Annotated in this window: 26 protein-coding genes and 1 tRNA gene; 9 read left to right on the plus strand and 18 right to left on the minus strand. The window is 62.4% G+C overall.

Features of this window, described 5'->3' with window-relative positions; all coding sequences use genetic code 11:
* Window positions 1-4: 4 nt before the first annotated feature.
* From ACTJK6_RS13450 to ACTJK6_RS13505, 12 genes are all read right to left on the minus strand, one after another.
* Window positions 5-1,258, minus strand: coding sequence for an NADH-quinone oxidoreductase subunit D (locus ACTJK6_RS13450; RefSeq protein ID WP_260801833.1), 1,254 nt, complete (start codon window positions 1,256-1,258; stop codon window positions 5-7).
* 22 nt (window positions 1,259-1,280) lie between these two features.
* Entirely contained in the window at window positions 1,281-1,883 is a 603-nt protein-coding gene (locus tag ACTJK6_RS13455; RefSeq protein WP_232040464.1) for an NADH-quinone oxidoreductase subunit C, read from the minus strand.
* Between the two features lies 1 nt (window position 1,884).
* Window positions 1,885-2,367, minus strand: a complete 483-nt coding sequence (locus tag ACTJK6_RS13460) for a NuoB/complex I 20 kDa subunit family protein (protein WP_004630808.1) — start codon at window positions 2,365-2,367, stop codon at window positions 1,885-1,887.
* 6 nt (window positions 2,368-2,373) lie between these two features.
* Window positions 2,374-2,733 carry an NADH-quinone oxidoreductase subunit A gene (locus ACTJK6_RS13465; RefSeq protein ID WP_440839355.1) on the minus strand — a complete coding sequence of 120 codons (360 nt, stop codon included), beginning with the start codon at window positions 2,731-2,733 and terminating at the stop codon, window positions 2,374-2,376.
* Between the two features lie 163 nt (window positions 2,734-2,896).
* Window positions 2,897-2,981 (minus strand) — tRNA-Leu (locus ACTJK6_RS13470).
* 179 nt (window positions 2,982-3,160) lie between these two features.
* The gene (gene secG / locus ACTJK6_RS13475; protein ID WP_045206187.1) at window positions 3,161-3,523 is read right to left on the minus strand and encodes a preprotein translocase subunit SecG; all 363 of its coding nucleotides are present in this window, start codon (window positions 3,521-3,523) and stop codon (window positions 3,161-3,163) included.
* 62 nt (window positions 3,524-3,585) lie between these two features.
* Window positions 3,586-4,332, minus strand: a complete 747-nt coding sequence (gene tpiA / locus ACTJK6_RS13480) for a triose-phosphate isomerase (protein WP_440819145.1) — start codon at window positions 4,330-4,332, stop codon at window positions 3,586-3,588.
* A 79-nt stretch (window positions 4,333-4,411) separates the two neighbouring features.
* Entirely contained in the window at window positions 4,412-5,416 is a 1,005-nt protein-coding gene (locus tag ACTJK6_RS13485; RefSeq protein WP_440839356.1) for an NAD(P)H-quinone oxidoreductase, read from the minus strand.
* A 39-nt stretch (window positions 5,417-5,455) separates the two neighbouring features.
* Entirely contained in the window at window positions 5,456-6,409 is a 954-nt protein-coding gene (locus ACTJK6_RS13490; RefSeq protein WP_440839357.1) for an HAD family hydrolase, read from the minus strand.
* A 100-nt stretch (window positions 6,410-6,509) separates the two neighbouring features.
* On the minus strand, window positions 6,510-8,678 hold the full coding sequence (gene pnp / locus ACTJK6_RS13495; RefSeq protein WP_232040469.1) for a polyribonucleotide nucleotidyltransferase: 2,169 nt from the start codon (window positions 8,676-8,678) through the stop codon (window positions 6,510-6,512).
* 329 nt (window positions 8,679-9,007) lie between these two features.
* On the minus strand, window positions 9,008-9,277 hold the full coding sequence (rpsO, locus tag ACTJK6_RS13500; protein WP_012436069.1) for a 30S ribosomal protein S15: 270 nt from the start codon (window positions 9,275-9,277) through the stop codon (window positions 9,008-9,010).
* A gap of 159 nt (window positions 9,278-9,436) precedes the next feature.
* Window positions 9,437-10,696, minus strand: a complete 1,260-nt coding sequence (locus ACTJK6_RS13505) for a branched-chain amino acid ABC transporter substrate-binding protein (RefSeq protein ID WP_440839358.1) — start codon at window positions 10,694-10,696, stop codon at window positions 9,437-9,439.
* A gap of 160 nt (window positions 10,697-10,856) precedes the next feature.
* Between ACTJK6_RS13505 and ACTJK6_RS13510 the strand changes: the two genes are divergently transcribed.
* A complete protein-coding gene (locus tag ACTJK6_RS13510) occupies window positions 10,857-11,324 on the plus strand; it encodes a hypothetical protein (protein ID WP_440839620.1) in 468 nt (155 codons plus the stop codon).
* 244 nt (window positions 11,325-11,568) lie between these two features.
* On the opposite strand, the gene ACTJK6_RS13515 is transcribed toward ACTJK6_RS13510, so the two are convergent.
* The 6 genes from ACTJK6_RS13515 to ACTJK6_RS13540 all read right to left on the minus strand — a co-directional run bounded on the left by ACTJK6_RS13515 (window position 11,569) and on the right by ACTJK6_RS13540 (window position 18,451).
* Window positions 11,569-13,110: a 2-isopropylmalate synthase gene (locus tag ACTJK6_RS13515; RefSeq protein ID WP_232040472.1), complete on the minus strand. Its 1,542-nt coding sequence runs from the start codon at window positions 13,108-13,110 to the stop codon at window positions 11,569-11,571.
* A gap of 318 nt (window positions 13,111-13,428) precedes the next feature.
* Window positions 13,429-14,301, minus strand: a complete 873-nt coding sequence (gene pssA, locus ACTJK6_RS13520; RefSeq protein ID WP_260801841.1) for a CDP-diacylglycerol--serine O-phosphatidyltransferase — start codon at window positions 14,299-14,301, stop codon at window positions 13,429-13,431.
* 13 nt (window positions 14,302-14,314) lie between these two features.
* Window positions 14,315-14,962: a phosphatidylserine decarboxylase gene (locus ACTJK6_RS13525; RefSeq protein ID WP_092969549.1), complete on the minus strand. Its 648-nt coding sequence runs from the start codon at window positions 14,960-14,962 to the stop codon at window positions 14,315-14,317.
* A 148-nt stretch (window positions 14,963-15,110) separates the two neighbouring features.
* Window positions 15,111-16,127 carry a ketol-acid reductoisomerase gene (gene ilvC, locus ACTJK6_RS13530; RefSeq protein WP_004630832.1) on the minus strand — a complete coding sequence of 339 codons (1,017 nt, stop codon included), beginning with the start codon at window positions 16,125-16,127 and terminating at the stop codon, window positions 15,111-15,113.
* A 75-nt stretch (window positions 16,128-16,202) separates the two neighbouring features.
* Window positions 16,203-16,694, minus strand: a complete 492-nt coding sequence (gene ilvN, locus ACTJK6_RS13535; RefSeq protein ID WP_004630835.1) for an acetolactate synthase small subunit — start codon at window positions 16,692-16,694, stop codon at window positions 16,203-16,205.
* Window positions 16,694-18,451, minus strand: a complete 1,758-nt coding sequence (locus tag ACTJK6_RS13540; RefSeq protein WP_045206179.1) for an acetolactate synthase 3 catalytic subunit — start codon at window positions 18,449-18,451, stop codon at window positions 16,694-16,696. Before ACTJK6_RS13540 ends, ilvN begins: the two co-directional genes overlap by 1 nt.
* A 359-nt stretch (window positions 18,452-18,810) precedes the next feature.
* On the opposite strand from ACTJK6_RS13540, the gene ACTJK6_RS13545 reads away from it, so the two are divergent.
* From ACTJK6_RS13545 to ACTJK6_RS13580, 8 genes are all read left to right on the plus strand, one after another.
* The gene (locus ACTJK6_RS13545; protein ID WP_232040474.1) at window positions 18,811-19,377 is read left to right on the plus strand and encodes an RNA polymerase sigma factor; all 567 of its coding nucleotides are present in this window, start codon (window positions 18,811-18,813) and stop codon (window positions 19,375-19,377) included.
* On the plus strand, window positions 19,374-19,814 hold the full coding sequence (locus tag ACTJK6_RS13550) for a DUF3619 family protein (RefSeq protein WP_232040475.1): 441 nt from the start codon (window positions 19,374-19,376) through the stop codon (window positions 19,812-19,814). The genes ACTJK6_RS13545 and ACTJK6_RS13550 overlap by 4 nt, the downstream gene beginning before the upstream one ends.
* Window positions 19,815-19,825: 11 nt before the next feature.
* Window positions 19,826-20,665 (plus strand): DUF3106 domain-containing protein, encoded by an 840-nt coding sequence (locus ACTJK6_RS13555; RefSeq protein ID WP_440839359.1) that lies wholly within the window; start codon window positions 19,826-19,828, stop codon window positions 20,663-20,665.
* A 100-nt stretch (window positions 20,666-20,765) separates the two neighbouring features.
* Window positions 20,766-21,290: an RDD family protein gene (locus ACTJK6_RS13560; RefSeq protein WP_433864768.1), complete on the plus strand. Its 525-nt coding sequence runs from the start codon at window positions 20,766-20,768 to the stop codon at window positions 21,288-21,290.
* A 30-nt stretch (window positions 21,291-21,320) separates the two neighbouring features.
* Window positions 21,321-22,337, plus strand: a complete 1,017-nt coding sequence (locus ACTJK6_RS13565; protein ID WP_440819141.1) for an esterase/lipase family protein — start codon at window positions 21,321-21,323, stop codon at window positions 22,335-22,337.
* Window positions 22,338-22,580: 243 nt separating this feature from the next.
* Window positions 22,581-23,531 carry a UDP-2,3-diacylglucosamine diphosphatase gene (locus tag ACTJK6_RS13570; RefSeq protein ID WP_232040479.1) on the plus strand — a complete coding sequence of 317 codons (951 nt, stop codon included), beginning with the start codon at window positions 22,581-22,583 and terminating at the stop codon, window positions 23,529-23,531.
* Window positions 23,532-23,617: 86 nt separating this feature from the next.
* Entirely contained in the window at window positions 23,618-24,661 is a 1,044-nt protein-coding gene (locus tag ACTJK6_RS13575) for a glycosyltransferase family 4 protein (RefSeq protein ID WP_232043025.1), read from the plus strand.
* Window positions 24,662-24,673: 12 nt separating this feature from the next.
* The gene (locus ACTJK6_RS13580) at window positions 24,674-25,138 is read left to right on the plus strand and encodes a diacylglycerol kinase (protein WP_232040480.1); all 465 of its coding nucleotides are present in this window, start codon (window positions 24,674-24,676) and stop codon (window positions 25,136-25,138) included.
* Window positions 25,139-25,210 lie beyond the last annotated feature (72 nt).

Here is a 25,210-nt window from a genome sequence, read left to right on the forward strand (position 1 = left end):
GGGTTCAGCGGTCGATCTCGCCAAACACAATGTCTTGCGTACCGATGATCGTCACCGCATCGGCAATCATGTGACCCTTCGCCATTTCGTCGAGCGCGGCCAGATGAACGAAGCCCGGCGCGCGGATCTTCAGACGGTACGGCTTGTTGGCGCCGTCGGAGATTGCATAGATGCCGAACTCGCCCTTTGGGTGCTCAACGGCGGCATACGCTTCGCCTTCGGGCACGTGCATACCTTCCGTGAAGAGCTTGAAGTGGTGAATCAGCTCTTCCATGTTGGTCTTCATGTCCACGCGCGACGGCGGCGCGACCTTGTGGTTATCCGTGATCACCGGACCCGGGTTTTTGCGCAGCCACTCGATGCACTGACGAATGATGCGATTGCTTTGGCGCATTTCTTCCACGCGCACCAGATAACGGTCGTAGCAATCGCCGTTCACGCCAACCGGAATGTCGAAATCGACGCGGTCGTACACTTCGTACGGCTGCTTCTTGCGCACATCCCATTCGATGCCCGAACCGCGCAGCATCGCACCGGAGAAGCCTTTGTTAAGGGCACGCTCGGGGGTCACCACGCCGATACCGACCAGGCGCTGCTTCCAAATCCGGTTGTCGGTCAGCAGCGTTTCGTACTCATCAACATACTTCGGGAAGCGGTTGGTGAAGTCTTCAATGAAGTCCAGCAACGAACCCGAACGCGTTTCGTTCAGGGCGGCCAGGGCCTTCTCGTTGCGCACCTTGGATGCCTTGTATTGCGGCATCGTGTCAGGCAGGTCGCGGTAGACGCCGCCTGGACGGTAGTAGGCTGCGTGCATGCGCGCGCCCGACACCGCCTCGTACATATCGAACAGGTCTTCACGTTCGCGGAAGGCGTACAGGAACACCGCCATGGCGCCCACGTCCAGCGCGTGCGAACCGATCCACATCAGGTGGTTCATGATCCGCGTAATTTCGTCGAACATGACGCGGATGTACTGCGCACGCAGCGGCACTTCCAGACCAAGCAGGCGCTCGATTGCCATCACGTAGGCGTGCTCATTGACCATCATCGACACGTAGTCGAGGCGGTCCATGTACGGCACGCTCTGAATCCAGGTCTTCTGCTCTGCGAGCTTTTCAGTCGCGCGGTGCAGCAGGCCGATGTGCGGGTCGGCACGTTGAATGACTTCGCCGTCCAGCTCGAGCACCAGGCGCAGCACGCCGTGTGCGGCCGGGTGTTGCGGACCGAAGTTCAGGGTGTAGTTTTTGATATCTGCCATAGTCGGGCGCCCTTCAGTGCCGTCAGTGCTTTAAGCCACCGTATTGATCCTCTCGGATCACACGCGGCGTAATCTCGCGCGGCTCGATGGTTACCGGCTGGTAGACCACGCGGCGCTGCACCGGGTCGTAGCGCATTTCAACGTAACCCGACACCGGGAAGTCTTTGCGGAACGGGTGGCCGATGAAGCCGTAGTCGGTCAGAATGCGGCGCAGGTCCGGGTGACCCTCGAACACCAGGCCGAACAGGTCGAATGCTTCGCGCTCGAACCAGTCAGCCGAATTCCAGATGGTCGTCACAGACGAGACCACCGGCAGGTCGTCGTCCGGCGCGAATACGCGGACGCGGACACGCCAGTTGTGCGTAATCGACAGCAGATGCGACACAGCGGCAAAACGCGGGCCGTTCCAGGCACCGTCGCCATAGTCGGCATAGTCGACGCCGCACAAATCGATCAGTTGTTCGAACTTGAGCGACGCGTCGTCGCGCAGCGTGCGCATGACGTCGAGATAATCGGCGGCCTTCACCACGAGGGTGAGCTCACCGACCGATTCGGTCAGGCTTTGAACACGATTACCCAGCGCCTTTTCCAGCGCGGCCTTCAGGGTGGCAAGCTTGTCGGTCATGTCAGGCCTTGCGCGCGATGGTGTTGGTGCGGCGGATCTTGGCCTGCAGCTGGATGATGCCGTAGATCAGCGCTTCAGCCGTTGGCGGGCAGCCCGGCACGTACACGTCGACCGGCACGATGCGATCACAGCCGCGCACGACAGAATATGAGTAGTGGTAGTAACCGCCACCGTTCGCGCACGAACCCATCGAAATGACCCAGCGAGGCTCGGCCATCTGGTCATACACCTTGCGCAGCGCGGGTGCCATCTTGTTGCACAGCGTGCCAGCCACGATCATCACGTCAGACTGACGCGGCGACGGGCGAAACACCACGCCGAAACGGTCCAGGTCATAACGCGATGCGCCGGCGTGCATCATTTCGACAGCACAGCAGGCCAAGCCGAATGTCATCGGCCAGAGTGACCCAGTACGGGTCCAGTTGATCAGCTTGTCAGCGGTGGTCGTGACAAAGCCTTCATTGAGTACGCCTTCGATCGCCATTTCACATCACTCCCAATCGAGCGCGCCTTTTTTCCAGATGTAGACGAAGCCCACGAGAAACTCGAGAAGAAACACACCCATCGCGAAGAACCCAGGCCAGCCGATCTCACGCAGCGCCACGCCCCAGGGGAAAAGGAACGCAGTCTCCAGATCGAACAGAATGAACAGGATGGCGATGAGGTAATAGCGCACGTCGAACTTCATGCGCGCGTCTTCGAATGCTTCGAAGCCGCACTCGTACGGCGAGAGCTTGTCAGGATCGGGATTGTTCGGACCGAGGACTCGGCCGATGGTCATCAGAGCAAGGCCAAGGCCAAGGCCGACAACGATGAACAACAGTACGGGGAAATAGGCTTCGAGGTTCAAGGGACGCCCGCCTTTTTGAATGGTTGCAACAGCACTGCCCGCAGGCGGCGCCTTGTCGCCCCATCGAAGGCGCCGGGTCCGCAGCCTTACGACGCTTCAACTGCGCGTCGTCTTGCGGAGGGGCCTGCGCGGAACATCCCGTTGAACAGACCCCGAATTTGATTGGTGCCGACGGCGAGACTCGAACTCGCACAGCTTTCGCCACTACCCCCTCAAGATAGCGTGTCTACCAATTTCACCACGTCGGCTGGGGGAAGAAACTTTATCAGGAAGCCGGTTGAGACTTAACGTCCTTGCCGTTCCCCGCGTTGTTTCAAGCCTTGCATTCTACCGCAAAGCAACGCTTTTGTTCAATGCACAAACAAAAATCTTATGCCTCGCGACACGCCGGAAAACCTCAACGGCACGCCGCGGTCATTACATCAAATTACTTGGGCACAGCCGGGGCCGAAGCAGCGCCCGGAGCGGCAGCAGGAGCCGAAGCGGCCGGGGCCGAGGCCGTGGACGTAACAGGCGCGACCGAACCCATCACACCTGCCGACACGCTGCCCTTGTTGGTGCCGATCAGCGTCAGCGCCAGCGTGGCAATAAAGAACACGGTGGCCAGCACGGCCGTCGTGCGCGACAGGAAGTTTGCCGAGCCGGTGGCCCCAAACAGGCTACCCGATGCGCCGGAGCCAAACGCCGCCCCCACGTCCGCACCCTTGCCGTGCTGCAAAAGCACCAGGCCGATCACGCCGAGCGCGCTCAGAATTTGCGCCACCAGCAGCAGAGTCTTCAGAATTGCCATTTCGTTTCTCTCAATAATATGTTGCAGTCGCACATGCGTAACATGGCGACTCGATCCGTCGTTTATGCGCGACCAATCGCCAGGAAATCTTCTGCCTTCAGCGATGCGCCGCCGATCAGGCCGCCATCGATGTCCGCCATTGCAAACAACTCGCCGGCATTGTCCGGCTTGACGCTGCCGCCGTACAGAATCGCCAGGCGCTGCGCCACACCTGCGTCGCGAGCAGCAACACGGGCGCGCAGGAATGCGTGCACAGCCTGCGCCTGCTCGCTGGTTGCCGTCTTGCCCGTGCCGATTGCCCAAACCGGCTCATACGCCACGACGATACGACCCAGTTGCTCAACCGACAGCGCTTCCAGCACCGCATCCAGCTGGCGGGCGACCACGTGCTCGGTCTCACCAGCTTCGCGCTGCGCGAGCGTTTCGCCCACACAGACGATCGGGGTGATGCCATGTTCCAGTGCCCGCAGCGCCTTGGTCGCCACTTGCACGTCGGTTTCGCCGTGGTACGAGCGACGCTCTGAGTGACCGACAATCACGTAGCCGCAGCCGAATTCTGACAACATCGACGCCGCCACCTCGCCGGTAAAGGCGCCTCGCGTTTCGGCCGACACATCCTGTGCACCCCAGCCCACCGCTGAACCGGCGAGCAAGGACTGGCACTGCGCCAGGTACGGGAATGGCGCACATACGGCCAGCGTGGCGTTGGTTTTGCCTGCCGCCTTGATCTGTTCAAGCAGCGCGGCGTTCGCGCTCAGGCTGCCATGCAGCTTCCAGTTGCCCACCACCAGCTTCGGTCTTGCGTTCACGTTTTGCCCGGTCGACTGTCAAATAAACCCGGCATTCTACCGTGGCGGCAAAAACAGGGTCAATTTTGACGTCTTGGAATCAATCCCAAACCAACATGATCTTGCCGATATGGGCGCTCGATTCCATCAACGCGTGCGCCTGCGCCGCTTGCGCGGCTGGCATGACCTCGTGGATGACCGGCTTGATGCGCCCCGAGGCCAGCAACGGCCAGACCGTTTCATACAGATTGGCCGCGATGGCCGCTTTGAATGCAACCGGACGCGGGCGCAACGTCGAGCCGGTCAGCGTAATGCGGCGGCGCAGGATATCACCCAGGGGCACCTCGGCTTTGGCGCCCCCGAGCAACGCGATCAATACGATGCGGCCGTCATCGGCGGTGCAGGCAATCTCGCGCCCAACATAGCTGCCGCCGACCATGTCGAGCACCACATCGGCGCCGCGCCCTGTCTCGGCCTTGACGATCTCGACGAAATCTTCGGTCTTGTAGTTGATGGCGCGCGTGGCCCCGAGGTCGATACAGGCCTTGCACTTGTCGGCGCTGCCCGCGGTGGCGAACACGCGGTGACCCAATGCAGAGGCGATCTGAATCGCGGTCGTGCCGATGCCGCTGGAGCCGCCCTGCACGAGCAGCGTTTCATCGGCGCCATGCGCGCCCTTCCCCAGCAAGCCGCGGTCGAACACATTCGACCACACGGTGAAATAGTTTTCGGGCAATGCAGCGGCTTCGACATCGGACAAGCCGGCCGGCACAGGCAGCACTTGGCCCAGCGGCGCTGTGCAGAACTCCGCATAGCCGCCGCCTTGCACCAGCGCGCAGACGCGATCGCCCACCTTCAAGCCGTAGCGATTATCGGCGTGCGCCAGATCGCCACTGACGATCTCACCAGCAACTTCAAGCCCTGGAATATCGGAGGCACCCGGCGGCACCGGATAGTTTCCCGTGCGCTGGAACACATCGGGCCGGTTCACGCCCGCTGCACGCACACGGATCAGCACCTCGCCGGACTTTGCCTCCGGCATTGGGCGCTCGCCAAGCTTCAGGACTTCAGGGCCACCGTATTGGGTGATTTCAATCGCTTTCATGGGAATCGGATCGATGAGGGTTACGACGCTGCGCGCGCGTTACGAGACGCTACGCTTCGGTTCGACAAAGTGCTGCGGAATGCCGCGCGTGGTTTCGCGCATGATTTCTTGTTTGCCGTGAACGATGCCATCGGCGATCTTGCCGATATGCAACTTCAGCCACATCTCCGTCGGCGAGCCGACCCGATAGTCGGCCGGGCCCAGCATGTCGACGCGATCATCGGCACGCAAGTTGTCGGCCTGCTCGAACGAGCGAGGGCTCTCGGGGTTGTAGACCGCATAGGTGCGGCCACCACCCTTGCGCGCGACAGAAAACGCCGGAATATCACTTGGCCCATCAGCCACGTAGATCATGTTGGCGAACGGCACGCGGCGCTCGTCCTCGGCAATCGACGAATTCACACTCACCGCTTCCGGGTGCTTGTTGACACCCTTGTTGATCTCGAACAGCGCGCGCGTCTTGGTGGTGTTGTCGATGGCGTAGATGACTTCCGAGATGACCCGCCGGCCGTCCGCGCTTCTGTCAGGCGCTTCCAGGAATTCGCAGCCCCACACGCCATCGATGTATGGAGCGATGGGCGAGCCCTTGATCATCTCCGTCAGGCCCGTGCTGACGATGTAGTGTTCGAGCTTGATGTCGAACGCCTGGTAGGCAGCGTTGTCGCGCACCCACGCTTTGCTGCGCTCGAAGAAATCGGTCACACCGGGAAAGAATTCGAGTTCGGCGCCCAGTTCGCGCAGCGTGGCGTTGTCGAGACCGCCCATGCGGCCGTCGCGCACATGGCGCAGCAGCACATTGAGGTAGAACGTTTCGTGGTTGACCTTCTGGCCGCGCGATTCGATTTCGCGCGAGCCCGCGGCCACTTCGTCCCAGAAAGCCTGCTCGGCGATGTTGAAGCGATCGAACAGCGGCACTTGCATGTAGCGCGGGATCAGTGTCTTGTCGAAATCCCAGACGATAGCGATGCGGTTTTGCTCGAACAGGCGGCTCATGATGGGGCGCGGAAGGGCAACGGGAGGAACTCGCGACGCAGTGTAAACAAAAAAACGGCTGGACATCGTCCAGCCGTTTTTCTTGGCGAAAACCGCTCGCTTACTGCTGTTGTTGCTGCTGCTGTTGCGAGGCAGCGTCGCCAGCACCCGGTGCTTGCGGTGCCGCAGCCGGCACGTCGCCTTCCTCAGCCTTGGCAGCCTTGATCGACAGACGCATGCGGCCCTTCTCGTCGGTGCTCAGCAGCTTCACGCGCACAGCCTGGCCTTCCTTCACATAGTCGGAAACCTGGTTCACGCGCTCGTTGGCGATTTCCGAGATGTGCAGCAGACCGTCCTTGCCCGGCAGGATGTTCACGATCGCGCCGAAGTCCAGCAGCTTGAGCACGGTGCCGTTGTAGATCTTGCCCACTTCGGCTTCTGCCGTGATGCCTTCGATGCGGCGCTTGGCTTCGGCCATGCCTTCCGACGACGTCGACGCGATGGTGATCGTGCCGTCTTCTTGGATGTCGATCGTGCAGCCGGTTTCCTTGGTCAGCGCCTGGATGGTCGAACCGCCCTTGCCGATCACGTCGCGGATCTTCTCCGGATTGATCTTGACGGTGATCATGCGCGGAGCGTGCTCCGACAGCTCGGTGCGTGCGCCGCCCATGGCAGCCTGCATCTTGCCCAGGATGTGCAGACGGCCTTCCTTGGCTTGCGCCAGTGCCACCTGCATGATTTCCTTGGTGATGCCCTGCACCTTGATGTCCATCTGCAGCGCGGTGATACCAGCGTCGGTACCAGCAACCTTGAAGTCCATGTCACCCAGGTGATCTTCGTCACCCAGGATGTCGGTCAGCACGGCGAACTTGTTGCCTTCCAGGATCAGGCCCATGGCCACGCCGGCCACGTGCGCCTTGATGGGCACGCCAGCGTCCATCAGCGACAGCGAGCCGCCGCACACCGAAGCCATCGACGACGAACCGTTCGACTCGGTGATTTCCGACACCAGACGAATCGTGTAAGCGAATTCATCGTCCTTCGGCAGCACCGGAATCAGCGCACGCTTGGCCAGACGGCCGTGGCCCACTTCGCGGCGCTTCGGGCTGCCCACGCGGCCGGTTTCACCCGTGGCAAACGGCGGCATGTTGTAGTGAAGCATGAAGCGGTCACGATACTCGCCTTGCAGCGCGTCGATGATCTGCTCGTCGCTCTTGGTGCCCAGGGTGGCCACCACCAGCGCTTGCGTTTCACCGCGCGTAAACAGGGCCGAGCCGTGCGCACGCGGCAGCACCGACGAACGGATCTCAATCGGGCGAACCGTACGGGTATCACGGCCGTCGATACGCGGTTCGCCGTTCAGGATCTGGCCGCGCACGATCTTCGCTTCCAACTCAAACAGGATATTGTCGATTTCCACGCCGTCGGCTTCCACGCCGGCTTCTGCCAGCTTGGCAGCAACCGACTTGTAGACTTCCTTCAGCTTCTGGCTGCGGGCCGACTTCTGGCGAAGTTGGTAAGCGGCTTGCAGATCGGCCAGGGCCAGCTCGGAAACCTTGGCGGTCAGCGTTTCGTTCTTCGGAGCCGCTTGCCAATCCCACTCAGGTTTGCCGCCGTCGCGCACCAGCTCGTGGATCGCGTTGATGGCGATCTGCATTTGCTCGTGGCCGTACACGACGGCGCCCAGCATGACTTCTTCCGACAGTTGCTGCGCTTCGGATTCGACCATCAGCACGGCACGCTCGGTACCGGCCACAACCAGGTCCAGATCCGAATGCGCGAGTTGGGCACGATTCGGGTTCAGCAGGTACTGGCCATCCTTGTAACCCACGCGGGCAGCGCCCACCGGGCCGTTGAACGGCAGACCCGACACAGCCAGCGCAGCCGAAGCTGCGACCAGCGCAGGGATATCGGCCGGCACTTCCGGGTTGATCGACAGCACGTGGATGACGACCTGAACTTCGTTGTAGAAGCCTTCCGGGAACAGCGGACGCAGCGGGCGATCGATCAGGCGCGAGGTCAGCGTTTCGTTTTCCGACGGACGGCCTTCACGCTTGAAGAAGCCACCCGGAATCTTGCCGGCAGCGTAGGTCTTCTCAAGGTAATCGACGGTCAGCGGGAAGAAGTCTTGACCCGGCTTCGGGTTCTTGGCACCCACAACGGTAGCGAGCACGACGGTGTCGTCCATGTCGAGCAACACAGCGCCGCTCGCCTGGCGGGCGATCTCACCCGTTTCCATGCGGACCTTATGGCCGCCCCATTGGAATTCTTTGACGATCTTGTTGAACATGTTTTCTCCTGTTCGGTATTCGCGGCACCGACGATTCAAAGTCGATTTCATTACGCCGCGACAAACACGTTCCGGAAGACGGTGCGGTTGCAGAGGTGTGTTTTATGCCATTCCAGTGCAACGCTGGCATCAACGCCGCGCTGGAATGACACAAGGTCCTGCTTCCTGCCGCCTCCGGTCCATGACAGCCGCTTCATTTTGAACTGGCCGGCTGCCATCAGTCGCCGGTTGCCCGGCGCGGCCACAAACGCGGCCGCCAAAAACAAAATGCCTGCATCAGCACGCTGACGCAGGCACTTTTCATCACGCGCAGTGCGTGATACCCACCATTACTTACGCAGACCCAGCTTCGCCACCAGCGCGGTGTAACGGTCAGCGTCCTTGCTCTTGAGGTAGTCCAGCAGACGGCGACGACGGCTCACCATGCGGAGCAGACCGCGACGGCTGTGGTGATCCTTCATGTGCGCCTTGAAGTGCGGCTGCAGTTCGTTGATGCGGGCGGTCAGCAGTGCAACTTGCACTTCCGGGCTACCCGTGTCGTTGGCGCTGCGGCCGTTATCTTTGACGATGTCTTGCTTCTTGATGTCAGCGACGGACATTTTGATTCCTTTGACTTGCGGACACTGCAGCGCCTGAATAGCCGCCGTTGGTGCCGTGTTGAACAATGATCTTACCGCCCCATCCGAAACCGGTCCGGACAGCAAGACCGCGATTATAGCCCAGAACGCCGCCCGGACGACAGTTCTGTGTCATCCCGCTCAATAGCGCACCATTTTGCAGATCGTAGGCAAAGCGGTTTGCGAAGCAGGAATCACTTTAAGCGTACGAAAACCGTAGTCGGAGCCCTCAATATCGAAGGGCACACCAAGCGTACCCGCTCGCTCCATCTGCGTGACGATAAGCGGTTGGATTGCCTGGTGATCCTCCGCCCGCAGCGTGATGCGATGGAAGCCGTTGTCGAGTGATGCGCCTTCCAGCGCACGTGCCACCGCGGTAGCTTCCGTGGTACCCGCCCGCTCTATGGCCGCGGCCAGCATGTCGACCATCATCTGGTCGCGCAGCAGCGGGTAATCGTCGGCGGGCGACGGGTAACGGGCGCGGAAGGCCTTGTAGAACGCATCGGACTTGGCGCCACCCAGGTTCGGGTGCCACTCCGCCACCGCCACTACACGACCGACACCTGCTTCGCCCATCGCGCCGGGTGCGCCGAGCGAGTTGCCGTAGAACGTAAAGAAGCGCGCCTTGAGCCCGGCATCCCGGGCGGCCTTGACCAGCAAGGTCAGATCGTTACCCCAGTTGCCGGTGATGACCGTATCCGCACCCGACGCGGCAATGCGCGCCACATACGGCGCAAAGTCCTTCACCTTGCCGATCGGGTGCAGAACCTCGCCAACGATCGTCACGTCCGGCCGCTTTTCGCTCAACTGCTGACGCGCCGATTGCGCCACTTGGCGACCGAACGTGTAGTCCTGCCCAATCAGGTAGACCTTTTTGATGGCCTTGTCCGTGCGGATCACTTCCGTCAGCGCGTGCATGCGCATGTCGGCCGACGCATCGAAGCGGAAATGCCAGAAGCTGCATGCCTCGTTGGTCAGCGCCGGATCGACGGCGGCGTAGTTCAGAAACAGCACCCGCGCGCCTGGATGACGGTCGTTGTAGCGCGAAATCGACGTCGACAATGCTGCCGCGGCCGCCGAACTGTTGCCCTGCAGAACGAAATGGATACCCGCATCCGTGGCAGCCTGCAATTGCAGCAACGATTCGTCGACGGTGTTCTTGCTATCGAATCGCACGAGAGCGAGCGGATGGCGGCCATCGGGCAACTTCACACCGCCGCGCGCATTCACATCCTCAATGGCCATGCGCAGATTGCGATCCACTGCCTCGCCCGCATTGGCAAACGGGCCCGACAACCCTTCAATCAGCGCCAACCGGATCGGTGCGGCTTCAGGCTGGGCAGTTGCCACGCCACACAACCCCACAGCCGCCAGCGCGGCCACAAACCAACGAAACACCATGGAAAATCTCCGTGAAGCGCGGATGGTAAAGCGCCGTTGCATGTCGACACAAGCCAGCACCACTCGCACGGGCTCCTACACTGAAAACCTCGGGAGAATCATTGTGAACATTCGATCGACGTGGCGGAGCGCTGCGCTTCTCGCTGTAACGCTGATATCAATGTGCGCGTGCACCGTGCTGGCGCCCGTGCAAACAGGCGAAGCACTGCTCGGCCAACCCGCTTCTGCCGTGGAGGCACGCTTTGGCAAACCACCCGAGCGATATCCGCATGCGGATGGCGGCATGCGCTGGCTATATCCGACGCAGCCCTATGGTCAATTCACGTATGCCGCGGACTTCGATGCGAGTGGCAAGCTCGTCTCGTTCCGGCAAATTCTGACCACGATGGACTTTGCGCAGATCCGTGTCGGCACGGCGACGCGGAATGATGTACTGCAAACCTTCGGCAAGCCCGAGGAAACCGCCTATTTCCGGCTGATGGATCGGCAGGTGTGGTCCTACCGCTTCAGGCACGAGGGTGTGTGGCCTTCGTTGATGAACTTCTATTTCGACCGCGACGGTATCGTGCGGCTCACGCAAGTCAGCCCGGACCCGATGTACGACCGCGATCACGATTCGAGCCGGTAAGCCAGCGCTCAACGCCAGAACAGCAACATCCACGCGAGGCGCGTCGCCTGGCGTGGACATTCGGGTCGGCCATGTCGTGGATCACACAGACATCGCTCTCAAAGACGGCTGGCATGGCGCACGCTCCTGACGTGTCCGGTGCCGCTGCACCCGCTTCGCGTTCCGGTGGATAACCGGTTGCGCGCTCAGTAGTGATCGTGTTGGGGTCTGGGCTGACTCCTGCGTGTGTTGGTAGTGCCCGAGATCAGATCTGCGGGTTGAGTTTTTCGCTGCTCTTGTCCTGCAACTTGTTCAGCGCGGCAAGGTAAGCCTTGGCCGAAGCCGCGACGATGTCGGGATCGGTACCCACACCGTTGACGATGCGGCCGGACTTGGACAGCCGCACCGTCACTTCACCCTGTGCCTGCGTGCCTGTCGTGATGGCGTTAACCGAATACAGCAGCTGTTCTGCACCACTCGCGACCTTGCTCTCAATCGCATTCAGCGTGGCGTCAACCGGGCCATTGCCCTCCGCCTCGCCCGTCACTTCCTTGCCGTCCGCAACGAAGACGACGCGCGCGTGCGGACGCTCGCCGGTTTCCGAACGCTGGGCCAGCGACACAAAACGGAAGTGCTCGCCCTCGCTGTGCTGTGCTTCGTTCGAAACGATGGCGACGATGTCCTCGTCGAAGATCTCGGCTTTCTGATCGGCCAGCTCCTTGAAGCGGGTGAAGGCAGCGTTCAGTTCGGCTTCCGAATCCAGCTCGATGCCCAATTCCTGCAGACGCTGCTTGAACGCATTGCGACCCGAGAGTTTGCCCAGAACGATCTTGTTGGCCGTCCAGCCCACGTCTTCGGCGCGCATGATTTCGTACGTGTCGCGCGCCTTGAGCACGCCATCCTGGTGGATGCCCGAAGCGTGCGCGAACGCATTGGCGCCCACGACAGCTTTGTTCGGCTGAACGACGAAACCGGTGATCTGCGAGACCAGCTTGGACGCCGGCACGATCTGCGTGGTATCAACACCAACGTCGAGGTTGAAGTAGTCGCGACGCGTCTTCACGGCCATCACCACCTCTTCGAGGCTGGTGTTGCCGGCACGCTCGCCCAGGCCGTTGATCGTGCATTCGATCTGGCGCGCGCCGCCCAGTTTGACAGCGGCCAGGGAGTTGGCGACCGCCATGCCCAGGTCGTTATGGCAATGCACCGACCAGACCGCCTTGTCGGAATTCGGAATGCGCTCGCGCACCGAGCGGATCAGCGCGGCGTAACCTTCCGGCACCGCGTAGCCCACCGTATCCGGCAGGTTGATGGTGGTTGCACCTTCGGCGATCACGCCTTCCAGCACGCGGCACAGGAAATCCATGTCGGAGCGGCTGCCATCTTCCGGCGAGAACTCAATGTCGTCGGTGAACTGGCGCGCGAAGCGCACCGCCAGGCGTGCCTGCTCGTACACCTGATCCGGCGACATGCGCAGCTTCTTCTCCATGTGCAACGCCGATGTGGCGATGAACGTATGGATACGGAACTGGCCGGCAGGCTTGAGCGCCTCGGCAGCGCGCGAGATATCGCGGTCGTTCGCACGGGCCAGCGAGCAAATGCGCGAATCCTTAACCGACTGCGCAATCGCGCGAATCGCTTCAAAGTCACCATTGGAGCTGGCCGCGAAGCCGGCTTCGATCACGTCCACCTTGAGTCGCTCAAGCTGCTTGGCAATGCGGATCTTCTCTTCCTTGGTCATCGACGCCCCAGGCGACTGCTCGCCGTCGCGCAAGGTGGTATCGAAAATGATGAGTTTGTCGCTCATGGCGGCTCCTTGGTGGGGGTGACGTTTTTGGCGTCGGTCTTAGTGGATGTCTCGAATGGTTTTTTTGCGGCGCAGAATGCAAAACGCCCCGGCGTGCATGGTTGCAGGCCGGGGCGCTGTGAATCCTGGTTCGCGAAAACTTGGCGGTTTCTGCTTGCCTTGTCTTGCGATTTCCTATGCGCGTGTCCCGACCTGACGACCTAGTAGGCCATCAATCGAGACTAGCGTAATCAGAATGGAAATCGGGCGCGAAAGCATGCGAACGACTATAGACGAATTCAAAAATCGGCGCAAGCGCACATTGGTGCAGCGCATCGGTCACTCATGCGAGTCACCCGATGCCTGTTTCGGCAAGCGCGGGCTGCCCTGTTGCCCGTGCAGCGCACGCCAGCCCCACAGCAGATAGCCCGATACCGCGTAACCAACAAACAGGCCAAACAGCGCGACCGGCGGATCGCTCGATATCACGACAAACAACACGAGCACGAGCACCATCACGCCAAATGGCACGCGGTGACGAACGTCGAGCGCCTTGCCACTGTAGAACGGCGCGTTCGACACCATCGACAGCCCTGCATACAGCGTCAGCCCGAAGGCCACCCACGGCATCCACAGCTCCTTGACCGGCAGCTTGTTGTCGATCGCCAGCCAGACAAAACCCGCGATGAGCGCTGCGGCTGCCGGGCTCGGCATGCCCTGGAAGAAGCGCTTGTCAACTGACCCGATGTTCGTATTGAAGCGCGCGAGACGCAATGCCGCGCCAGCGCAATACACGAACGCCGCGAGCCAGCCCCACTTGCCCAGGTCGCGCAGGATCCACTCGTACATGACCAACGCCGGTGCGACGCCGAACGACACCATGTCGGACAGCGAATCGTATTGCTCGCCGAACGCGCTTTGCGTGTTGGTGATGCGAGCGACGCGCCCATCCATGCCGTCAAGCACCATCGCCGCGAAAATGGCAATGGCAGCCGTCTCAAAGTTTAGGTTCATCGCCTGCACAATGGCGAAGAAGCCTGCGAACAGTGCGGCCGTCGTGAACGCGTTGGGCAGCAGGTAGATGCCGCGGCGGCGTGGACGTACGATCTCAAGGTCGTCGTCATCCGCACGTGGCTGGTTATGCCGCAGCGGACGCAGGTGCGTCACATTACCGGCGGTAAAGCGCTTCTTGCGTCGGTTGAACGCGGGCATGGTGACCTCCGGATCAGTCCAGCTCAGCAAGCACCGTAAGCGTGGCGGACACTTTCTCGCCAATGGTCACGCGCGGGCGTGCCGTCAGCGGCAGGTACACATCAACGCGGGAGCCAAAGCGGATGAAGCCGTAGCGTTGACCACGCGTGAGCGCTTCGCCTGCCTTGGTATAGCAAAGGATGCGCCGCGCGATCAAACCCGCTACCTGCACAGAAGTGACGAGCTGGCCATCAGCACGGCGCAGCACGATGGCGTTGCGCTCGTTCTCGAGCGACGCCTTGTCCAGGTCCGCATTGACGAACTTGCCTGGAAAGTACTGCACCTGTTGCACCGTGCCGTCGACCGGCGCGCGGTTCGAGTGCACGTTGAACACGTTCATGAACACGCTGATCTTCAGCGAGTCGCGATCGGCGTACGGGTCACGCACTTGCTCGACGGCGACGATGCGACCATCGGCCGGGGACAGAATCGCATTGGCCTGCGTGGGCACGACGCGCGCCGGATCGCGGAAAAACTGCAGCACAAACAGCGTCAGCACCCAGAACGGCCAAGCCCAGCCGAAGCCGGCGGCAGCCTGCACGATGAGCGTGACGATGAAAATCCCGCCCAGGTACGGCCAGCCCTCGCGGGCGATGATGGGATGCGGATACGTGTTGTTCAAATCAGACCTCGACAGCGTCTTGAAGGAAATGCGGCATTCTAGCCGACACGGGGCCGCGCCAGCACTTGAAACAATGGTTGGCGCCCCGGATTCAGCATAAAAAAAGCCAGCCCGGAGGCTGGCTTCTTCTCGCACAAGGCGCGAACAATCAGTTCTTCGTCTGGTCAACCAGCTTGTTCTTGGCGATCCACGGCATCATCGCACGCAGCTTGGCGCCCACTTGCTCGATCTGGTGCTCTTCGGTCAGGCGACGACGCGAGATCAGCGTCGGCTGGCCTGCCTTGTACTCCAGCAGGAAGCTCTTAGCGTATTCGCCGGTCTGGATGTCCTTCAGGCATTGCTTCATGGCCTTCTTGGTCTCTTCCGTCACGACGCGCGGGCCAGTGACGTACTCCCCGTATTCGGCGTTGTTCGAGATCGAGTAGTTCATGTTGGCGATGCCGCCTTCATAGATCAGGTCGACGATCAGCTTCAGTTCGTGCAGGCACTCGAAGTAGGCCATTTCCGGAGCGTAACCAGCCTCCACCAGCGTCTCGAAACCAGCCTTGATCAGTTCGACGGTACCGCCGCACAGCACGGCTTGCTCGCCGAACAGATCGGTTTCGGTTTCTTCGCGGAAGTTCGTCTCGATGATGCCGGCACGGCCGCCGCCGTTGGCGGTGGCGTACGACAGGGCGATATCACGCGCGGCGCCCGACTTGTCCTGGTGCACGGCAATCAGGTGCGGCACGCCGCCACCTTGGGTGTACGTGCCACGCACGGTATGGCCCGGAGCCTTCGGGGCAATCATGATGACGTCCAGGTCGGCGCGCGGGATCACGGCACCGTAGTGCACGTTGAAGCCGTGGGCGAATGCCAGTGCAGCGCCTTGCTTGATGTTGCCGTGCACTTCGTTCTTGTACACGTCGGCGATCTGCTCGTCCGGCAGCAGGATCATGACAACGTCGGCTTCCTTCACAGCCTCGGCCACTTCCTTGACCTGCAGGCCGGCGTTGACAGCCTTGTTCCACGACGCGCCATTCTTGCGCAGACCGACCGTCACCTTCACGCCCGAGTCGTTCAGGTTGAGGGCGTGGGCGTGGCCTTGCGAGCCATAGCCGATGATGGTGACGTTCTTGCCCTTGATCAGGGAGAGGTCGGCGTCCTTGTCGTAAAACACTTTCATGTTGATGTCCTAATTTTCAAATACTTCAATATCGATGGGGTCCGGCCGCAGTTACACGCTGGTGCAAGCGCCGGCTCAAACCTTCAGAATGCGCTCGCCGCGGCCGATGCCCGAGCCGCCCGTACGGACGGTCTCAAGAATGGCAGTGCGATCGATGGCATCGAGAAACGCGTCGAGCTTGCTGCCGTTGCCGGTCAGCTCGATCGTGTAGGTCTTCTCGGTCACGTCGATGATGCGGCCGCGGAAGATGTCCGCGGTACGCTTCATCTCCTCGCGCTCCTTGCCGACCGCGCGCACCTTCACGAGCATCAGCTCGCGCTCGATGTGCGCACCCTCGGTCAGGTCGACGACCTTGACGACTTCCACCAGGCGGTTCAGGTGCTTGGTGATCTGCTCGATGATGTCGTCCGAACCGGTCGTGACGATGGTCATGCGGGACAGCGAGGCATCTTCGGTCGGAGCGACCGTCAGCGTCTCGATGTTGTAGCCACGCGCAGAGAACAGGCCGACCACGCGCGACAACGCACCCGGTTCGTTTTCCAGCAGGACGGAAATGATGTGGCGCATTAGAGGTCCTCCGCGCCGAGCAGCATTTCAGAAATGCCCTTGCCTGCCTGGACCATCGGCCAGACGTTTTCGGTCGGGTCGGTCTGGAAGTCGAGGAACACGGTGCGATCCTTGAGTCGGAAGGCTTCGCGCAGCGCGGGCTCGACGTCAGACGTCTTCTCGATGCGCATGCCAACGTGGCCATACGATTCGGCCAGCTTTACGAAGTCGGGCAATGCCTGCATGTAGGAATGCGAGTAACGGTTGTCGTACTCGATTTCCTGCCACTGGCGCACCATGCCCAGGTAGCCGTTGTTGAGCGAGCAGATCTTCACCGGCGTGTCGTACTGCAGGCACGTCGACAGTTCCTGGATGCACATCTGGATCGAGCCTTCACCGGTGATGGTGACAACTTCCTTGTCCGGGAATGCCTTCTTGATGCCCATCGCGTACGGCAGACCCACGCCCATCGTGCCCAGGCCGCCGGAGTTGATCCAGCGGCGCGGCTCGTTGAACTTGTAGAACTGCGCGGCCCACATCTGGTGCTGACCGACGTCAGAGCAGACGAAAGCGTCGCCGTTGGTCAGTTCCCAGATCTTCTCGACCACGTACTGCGGCTTGATGATCTCGGAGGTACGGTCGTACTTCAGGCAATCGACGCTGCGCCACTGCTCGATCTGTTCCCACCACTTGGCCAGCGCCGTCTTGTTGGGCTTGGCTTCGCCAGACTGGATCTGGGCGATCATCTCCTGCAACACATCCTTGACGTTGCCGACGATGGGGATGTCGACCTTCACGCGTTTGGAAATGGACGACGGATCGATGTCGATGTGAATGATCTTGCGCGGCTGCGACGAGAAGTGCGCCGGGCTGCCGATCACTCGATCATCGAACCGCGCGCCGATGGCAATCAGAACGTCGCAGTTCTGCATCGCCATGTTGGCTTCGTAAGTGCCGTGCATGCCCAGCATGCCCACGAACTGCTTGCTGGTGCCTGGGAACGCGCCCAGGCCCATCAGCGTGTTCGTCACGGGGTACCCCGTCAGCGCAGCCAGTTGGCGCAACTCTTCGCTGGCCTCGGCAAGCACCACGCCGCCACCCGAATAGATGTACGGACGCTCGGCCTGCAGCAGCAGACTGACCGCCTTGCGGATCTGACCCGAATGGCCCTTGTTGACGGGGCTGTACGAGCGCATCTCGATGGTCTTCGGATACTCGTACTTGCAGAGTTCGCGCGAGACATCCTTGGGGATGTCCACCACCACCGGACCCGGACGGCCCGTTGCGGCGATGTAGAACGCCTTCTTGATGGTCGAGGCGAGATTGCGCACGTCCTTGACCAGGAAGTTGTGCTTGACGATCGGGCGGGTAATGCCGACGGTGTCGCACTCCTGGAATGCGTCCTGGCCGATGGCGTGCGTCGGCACGTTGCCGGTGATGATCACCATCGGGATCGAATCCAGGTAAGCGGTGGCGATGCCAGTCACGGCATTCGTCACGCCGGGGCCGGACGTCACGAGGGCGACACCGACCTTGCCCGTGGCACGCGCATAGCCGTCAGCCGCATGGACTGCCGCCTGTTCGTGGCGCACCAGGATGTGTTCGATCTTGTTTTGCTTGTAGAACGCGTCGTAGATATAGAGCACCGCGCCGCCGGGGTAACCCCAGACGAACTCGACGCCCTCTGCCGCGAGCGCATTGACGAGGATGTCAGCCCCCATCATGTCGGCAGATGAACCGCTATTGGCGTGGGAAAATTCCGCGCTTGGCATATTCATGTCAGTCCTTTGCAATTTTCGGCAAAAAATTGTTTGGATGCTCTCTACCGGGCTTGTGGCGCGGATTTGAGCGGTGCGCGTCTGCATGGATGGTCCGCCTGATGGGCGGCCAGATGAGACAAACCACAGATGTTGTGAACCGAGGATAATACTGCAATGCCGCATGGCGGTCCAGCGCCGGTGCGACTCCCCTCTCCTGGCGGCGCTCCCGGCCGCCGGACTGTCCGCGGAGCCGCATTTTTGCTAGCATCGCACCATTTTTCACGGCCAAGGCCGTTGACGCCACGCGGCGTGATCATCACATGCTGTGAATGTGAATTTTCGCGCGGCTGCCTCACAGGATTCGCACCCGCCGTTGTATGGCCTCTGAACAGGAACTGTCGGCCTTTCTTTTAAGCGTCGAAAAACGCGCCTTCAAGCAGGCGGTCTTCGCGGTCCGAGACGACGATTCCGCGCTCGACATCGTGCAGGACGCCATGATCAAGCTGGCCGAGAAATACGGCGACAAGCCGGGCGCCGAGCTGCCGCTGCTGTTCCAGCGCATTCTGCAGAACACGATTCACGACTGGTTTCGTCGCTCCAAGGTGCGCAACACCTGGGTGAGTCTGTTCTCGAGCTTCCGCACCGACGCCGAGGGCGACGACACCGACCCGCTTGAACTGATCGAAAGCGAAGCCGGCACCACAGCGGCTGAAAGCAGCGCCGACAAAGTCGAGCGCTCGCAAATGCTGGAAATCCTGGAACGCGAAATCGAGAAGCTGCCCACACGTCAACGGGAGGCCTTCCTGATGCGTTACTGGGAGGACATGGATGTTGCCGAGACAGCCCAGGCGATGGGCTGTTCCGAGGGCAGCGTAAAGACGCACTGCTCGCGGGCAACACACGCCCTGGCCCAAGCGCTGCGGGCGCGAGGGATCCGACTATGAACAAGGTAGAACTCCGAGAACGCCGTTTTGTGCATGCCGTCCGAACCGCTCTGAATGAGTCGGCTGGACAGTTGCCGCCCGACGTACGCGACCGCCTCGCAGCGGCGCGCCGGACGGCGCTTGCGCACAAGAAAGCGGAAGTGCCCAGCACGGTGCACTCGCCTGCCTTGGCGATGCCGGGCGTCGGCTCGATGTCTTTCGAGACGGAAGGTGAAACACCCTCCCCCCTGCAACGCGCCGCCGCAGTCCTGCGTCGCCTCGGCTTGCTCTGGCCGACCATCGCGCTGGTGGCCGGACTCGCAGGCATCTATCAGTGGCAACAGCAGCAACGCGTGGACGAACTCGCGGAGGTCGATGCCGCAATGCTGCTCGACGATCTGCCGCTGGCCGCTTACGCCGATCAAGGCTTCCATCAGTATCTGAAGCACGATCAGTGAAAGGCTGATCGATGAGCAACTTCCTGTACACCCACGGCCACACACCGCGAGGCGCAAAGACATTCTGCCTGCGCGCGGGCATCGTTACGTTGATCGGTGCCGCCGGTCTGATGGCAGGTCTTGCGATCGCGCAGGTTCCGAACACTTCGGCGCCTGCGGCGGCATCGGGCGTGACAGTCAATGCGCCGGTTGATCTGCCGACACCGCCCGCGACCAATCCGCTACCCGCCGTCCATCCGAACTGGGCCGAGCTGACCATCGTGCAGCAGCGCATCTTCGCGCCGCTGGCGCCGGAATGGAACGGCCTGCCGGAACTGGCGCGCCAAAAGTGGCTGCAGATCGCCCGGGCATATCCGAAGTACACGCCGGCTCAGCAGCAGCGCTTGCAAACACGCATGGCGGACTGGGTCAAGCTCACGCCGGAGCAACGCCACCGCGCGCGTGAGAATTTCCAGACCACTAAGTCGCTCCCGGTGCAAAAAAAGAGCGAGGCCTGGCAGAGCTACCAGCAACTGACTGAAGAGCAGAAAAAAGCGCTGGCTGCCGCGGCCAAGGCGCAAAAGCATCCGACAGCAGTGACGGCGCTGCCCGGCGGCGCACGCTTGGCGAAGGACGCGGCCAAATCGATCCATCACGGTGCGCGCACCAAACCGGGTACGACCAAGACGGTGCCGACGAGCAAGCCGACTGCCACGGCATCCGCGCCGGCCGCGACCCCTGCGCCCGAACCAGCCGCTGCCGCACCGGCACCTGCAAGTGCGCCGCTCACACCTGTGCACCCTGTTGCACCGCCGACCACCACCGGCGGGGAATCGGGCAATCCGCCGCCCTCCACGGTGCTGGGCGGCTGAGGCCAGCCAACCCTTTGGCATAATCCGAACCACGTGCCGCGCGCACCCTGCTCGCCGGCACATGAAGGACTGCGCTGACGGCGCGCTCACACTCTGTTCGATGGCCACTTCCGTTCCCTCGTCTTCCCCCGTTGCGGCGCCTGATCCGCTTGCCGCGCCCACGCTACGCCGCCGTCTTGCCGCGATGCTCTACGAGGGCTTGTTGCTGTTTGGCGTAATGTTTGGCGCCACGGCTGTCTTTCTGCTCCTGCGCCTGATCGTGCCGCCACTGGCGCGCACCGGCGATGTGGGGCTGCAGGTGTGGGGCTTTCTGGCGCTGGGTCTGTACTTCGTATGGTTTTGGCGCAAGCGCGGCCAGACGCTGGCGATGCAGACGTGGCGCATGCGCGTGGTCAACGCCGATGGATCGCGTATTTCGCTGGGCCGCGCCGTTGCACGCTATCTGCTCGCGTGGGTGTGGGTGGCCGCGGCAGTGGGCGTGATCCATCTGAGCGGGGCGTCCCGCTGGACCGGCGCCGGCGTCGCTCTGGCGTGCCTGCTGGCCTGGGGCGCGCTGGCGTGGCTCGATCCGCAGCGCCAGTTCCTGCACGATCGCCTGGCCGGCACGCGGCTGGTGCGCGACTGATCGGTTCCACGCTCGGCGGCAACCTCCACCATGACGCGCGCCGATCTGCCAACCTCGCCTGTTCCCCTCGCCTTCCTGACCGCAGCCACCGCGCGCCGCATCGCCGTGGCGCTGCAATGTGCGGCAACGCTGGCGGTTGGCTGGGCGGCGCATTACTGGGGCGGATGGAGCTGGCCGGCGGCAAGCCTGCTCGCGGGCGCGGCGCTGGTGCTGGGCTATCTCCTTTCGGTCGGATGGGCGTTCCTGGTGTCGCTGAAGAGTCTGGGCACCGCGATACCGGACGACCCCGTGTGGGACCGCATGCCCGTGCCGCGCGAACACCGCATCGGCATCAACGCCTTCATCGGGTGCTGGCTGCGCGAATGTGTGTCCGTGGCGTGGATGTTCAACGTGCTACAACCGTTCCGAGCGCGCGCCGCGTTCGATTTACCGGCGGGCGACGGCAAGCGCGTGCCTGTGCTGATGATCCACGGCTATGGCTGCAATCGCGCGGTATGGCTGCCCATGCAGAAGCATGTGGCTGCCGCAGGGCATCCGATCGACGCCATCGATCTCATGCCGCTGCTAGGCGACATCGACGACTACGCCCGCGACATTACTGCCGCTGTCGCACACCTGACGCACATGCATGGCCGTGCGCCCGTTCTGCTCTGCCACAGCATGGGCGGCCTCGCCGCACGAGCGCTGCTGCGCCAATCGGAATCCGGCCCCGTTGCCCACGTCATCACGCTCGGCACACCACATCGGGGCACGGCAATGGCGCGTAGCGGGCGCGGTCATAATGTTCGCCAGATGGCTTGGGCAAGCCCTTGGCTGCGGCAGCTTGCAGCATCCGAAACGCCGGCCGTGCGAGCCCGCATCACGTCGATTTTCTCGTGGCACGACTCCATCGTCGGCCCGGCTGGTGCTTCCTGGCTGGACGGCGCGCGGCACATCGCATTTGCGGGCATCGGCCATGTGTCGCTGCTATGCGACGCACGCGTGCGCGACGCTGTGCTAGCGGAACTCGCGCGCATCGAGGCCACCTCCGTGAGCCCATCTGGTTGAAACGCGCGCCCGGCGCAGGTCTTGGGCGCACCCCGCCCGCTTCTCGGCAAACACGTCATGTGACGGTCATGTTTCTGACACGGCGCTTTCATGCGGCGATGGCGAAATCCGTCCAACGCAGCCTCTGTTGCCGACATGGTCCTGCCCAAACTGCCATCGCGCCCTGGTTTCCTCCGCCGCCTCGCGCAACGCTTTCGCGCTGCTCCCCTCACCGGTTCCGACTGGAATGCTCCACCGCCTCTGATGCAAATGGCTGCCGGACTAGCCGCTGCCGGTGCGCTGGGCTCGGCTGTGCCGGCGGGCCGCGGCGATGTGCGCGAGCACGAAGCTCCCGTTGCCACGCCGGCTTCCACGTTGGCGCCAGAGCACTCGGCTGACACGGACACCGACCCGCCCGCCGAGAAGATCCAGCGCTATCGCACGATCTGGCTGTCGGATATCCACCTCGGCACGCCGGGCTGCCAGGCCGATTACCTGCTGGACTTTCTCAAGCACCACGAGTCCGACACCCTGTACCTCGTGGGAGACATCGTTGACGGCTGGCAACTGCGCAAGGGCTGGTACTGGCCCCAGGCACACAACGATGTGGTGCAGAAGGTGCTGCGCCGGGCGCGTAAAGGCACGCGCGTGGTGTTCATCCCGGGCAACCACGACGAGATGGCGCGCCAGTTCCACGGGCTGAATTTTGGCGATATCGAAGTCGCTGAAGACGCTGTGCACGTCACCGCCACGGGCAAACGCCTGTGGGTCGTGCACGGTGACCTGTTCGACGGCGTGATGCAGCATGCGCGCTGGCTGGCCTACGTCGGCGACTCGCTCTACACCTTCATCCTGGCGATGAACCGGCACTTCAACCGCATCCGCGTGCGGCTGGGTTTTCCGTACTGGTCGCTGTCGCAATACCTGAAGCACCAGGTCAAGAACGCGGTGAACTTCATCAATTCGTTCGAGCGTGTGATGACGGACGAAGCGCGCCGCCGTGGCTGCGACGGCGTGGTCTGCGGGCATATCCACAAGGCCGAAATCCGCGAGATCGACGGCCAGCTTTACTGCAACGACGGCGACTGGGTGGAGAGCCTCTCTGCCCTGGTCGAAACCATGGAAGGCGAACTGCAGATCGTCTACTGGACGCATCTGCTCGATGCGCCGCGCACCTCCCGCCGCGCACGCCGTGCCGCTGCGGCCGCCGCCTGATGGAAGCCTCTATGACCCACACCAGCATCGACCTCGTTCAGCCCGCTGCCGCCCACCCTACCCCCCAAGGAGAGCCCGTGAAAGTCATGATCGTCACCGATGCCTGGGAACCGCAGGTCAACGGCGTCGTCCGCACCCTCACCCAGACGCGCCGCGAGCTGGAGGCCATGGGGCACATCGTCGACATGATCACGCCGCTGGAATTCAAGACGGTGCCGTGCCCGACGTATCCGGAAATCCGCCTTTCGATCCTGCCGGCCAAGCGCGTGCGTGCGCGCATCGAGAAGTTCGCCCCGCAGGCCCTGCACATCGCCACCGAAGGCCCGCTCGGCCTGGCCGCACGCGCCTATGCGCTGCGCCACAAGCTGCCCTATACGACGGCGTATCACACGCGTTTTCCGGAGTACGTGCAGGCGCGCTTCGGCATTCCGCTGGCGTGGACGTATCGCTTCCTGCGCTGGTTCCACAGCCCCGCCCAGGCCGTGATGGCACCGACGCCCGTGGTGCTGAAAGACCTTGCCGACTACGGCATTACCAACGGCGTGCTGTGGACGCGCGGCGTCGATCTGGACATCTTCACCGCACAGCGCAGCAACGTGCTCAACACGGCGCATCCGATCTTCCTGTACGTCGGCCGTGTGGCCGTGGAGAAGAACGTCGAAGCCTTCCTGGAGCTGGATCTGCCGGGCTCGAAATGGGTTGTGGGTGAAGGCCCGGCACTGGCCGGGTTGAAAGCCAAGTACCCGAACGCCAGCTACCTCGGCGTGCTCAAGCAACCGGAGCTGGCCAAGGTGTATGCCTCAGCCGATGTGTTCGTCTTTCCGAGCCGCACCGACACGTTCGGCCTGGTCCTGCTGGAGGCACTGGCCAGCGGCCTGCCGGTTGCCGCATATCCGGTGACAGGCCCCATCGACGTGCTGGGCGATTCGCCGGCTGGTGCGTTGCGCGAAGACCTGCGCGAAGCCTGCCTGGAAGCGTTGCGTATCGACCGCGCCACGGCGCGTGCGCACGCCGAGAAGTTCTCGTGGCGCGCGGCCTCGGAACAATTCCTCGCGCACCTGCGCCCGATGCCCGCCGCGCCGGCCGGCAACACCAAGGCCGCCGAACCATCCACCGCCGCGGGTGCCTGAGCCTTGCGTTCCATGAAACCCACCACCCCGCCGGACCGGCGCCTGGAAAATCCGCCCGCACCGCCGGCGGCCGGCGCCTATTCGCCGGCCGACAACCCGCATAAGGGCAATCGCGGCATCACGCGGGCATGGTTTGCGCTCAAGAACTCCATCAGCGGCATCCGCTTCGCCATCGACGAGGAAAGCGCCTTCCGCCAGGAGCTGACGCTGTGCGCGATCCTGCTGCCGTGTGCATTCGTTATTCCTGCCACGGTGGTCGAGCGCATTCTGATGCTCGGCACGCTGGTGCTGGTGCTGATTGTCGAGCTGCTCAATTCGAGCGTGGAAGCGGCGGTCGACCGTATCTCGCTGGAGCAGCACGGGCTGTCCAAGCGCGCCAAGGATTTCGGCAGCGCGGCCGTCATGCTGGCCCTGCTGCTGTGTGTGGGGACGTGGGTGGCGATTGCCTGGCCGTGGGTAGCGTCGCTGTTGCATTAGGAACACCAGCGAAAAACCGGTGACAACGTTTGGTAATGCCTGCCCACAGCATGTAGGGGTCGTTGCACGGGC

The sequence above is a fragment of the Ralstonia sp. 22086 genome, from assembly GCF_052045975.1.
GTDB classification, from domain to species: Bacteria; Pseudomonadota; Gammaproteobacteria; order Burkholderiales; family Burkholderiaceae; genus Ralstonia; species Ralstonia wenshanensis.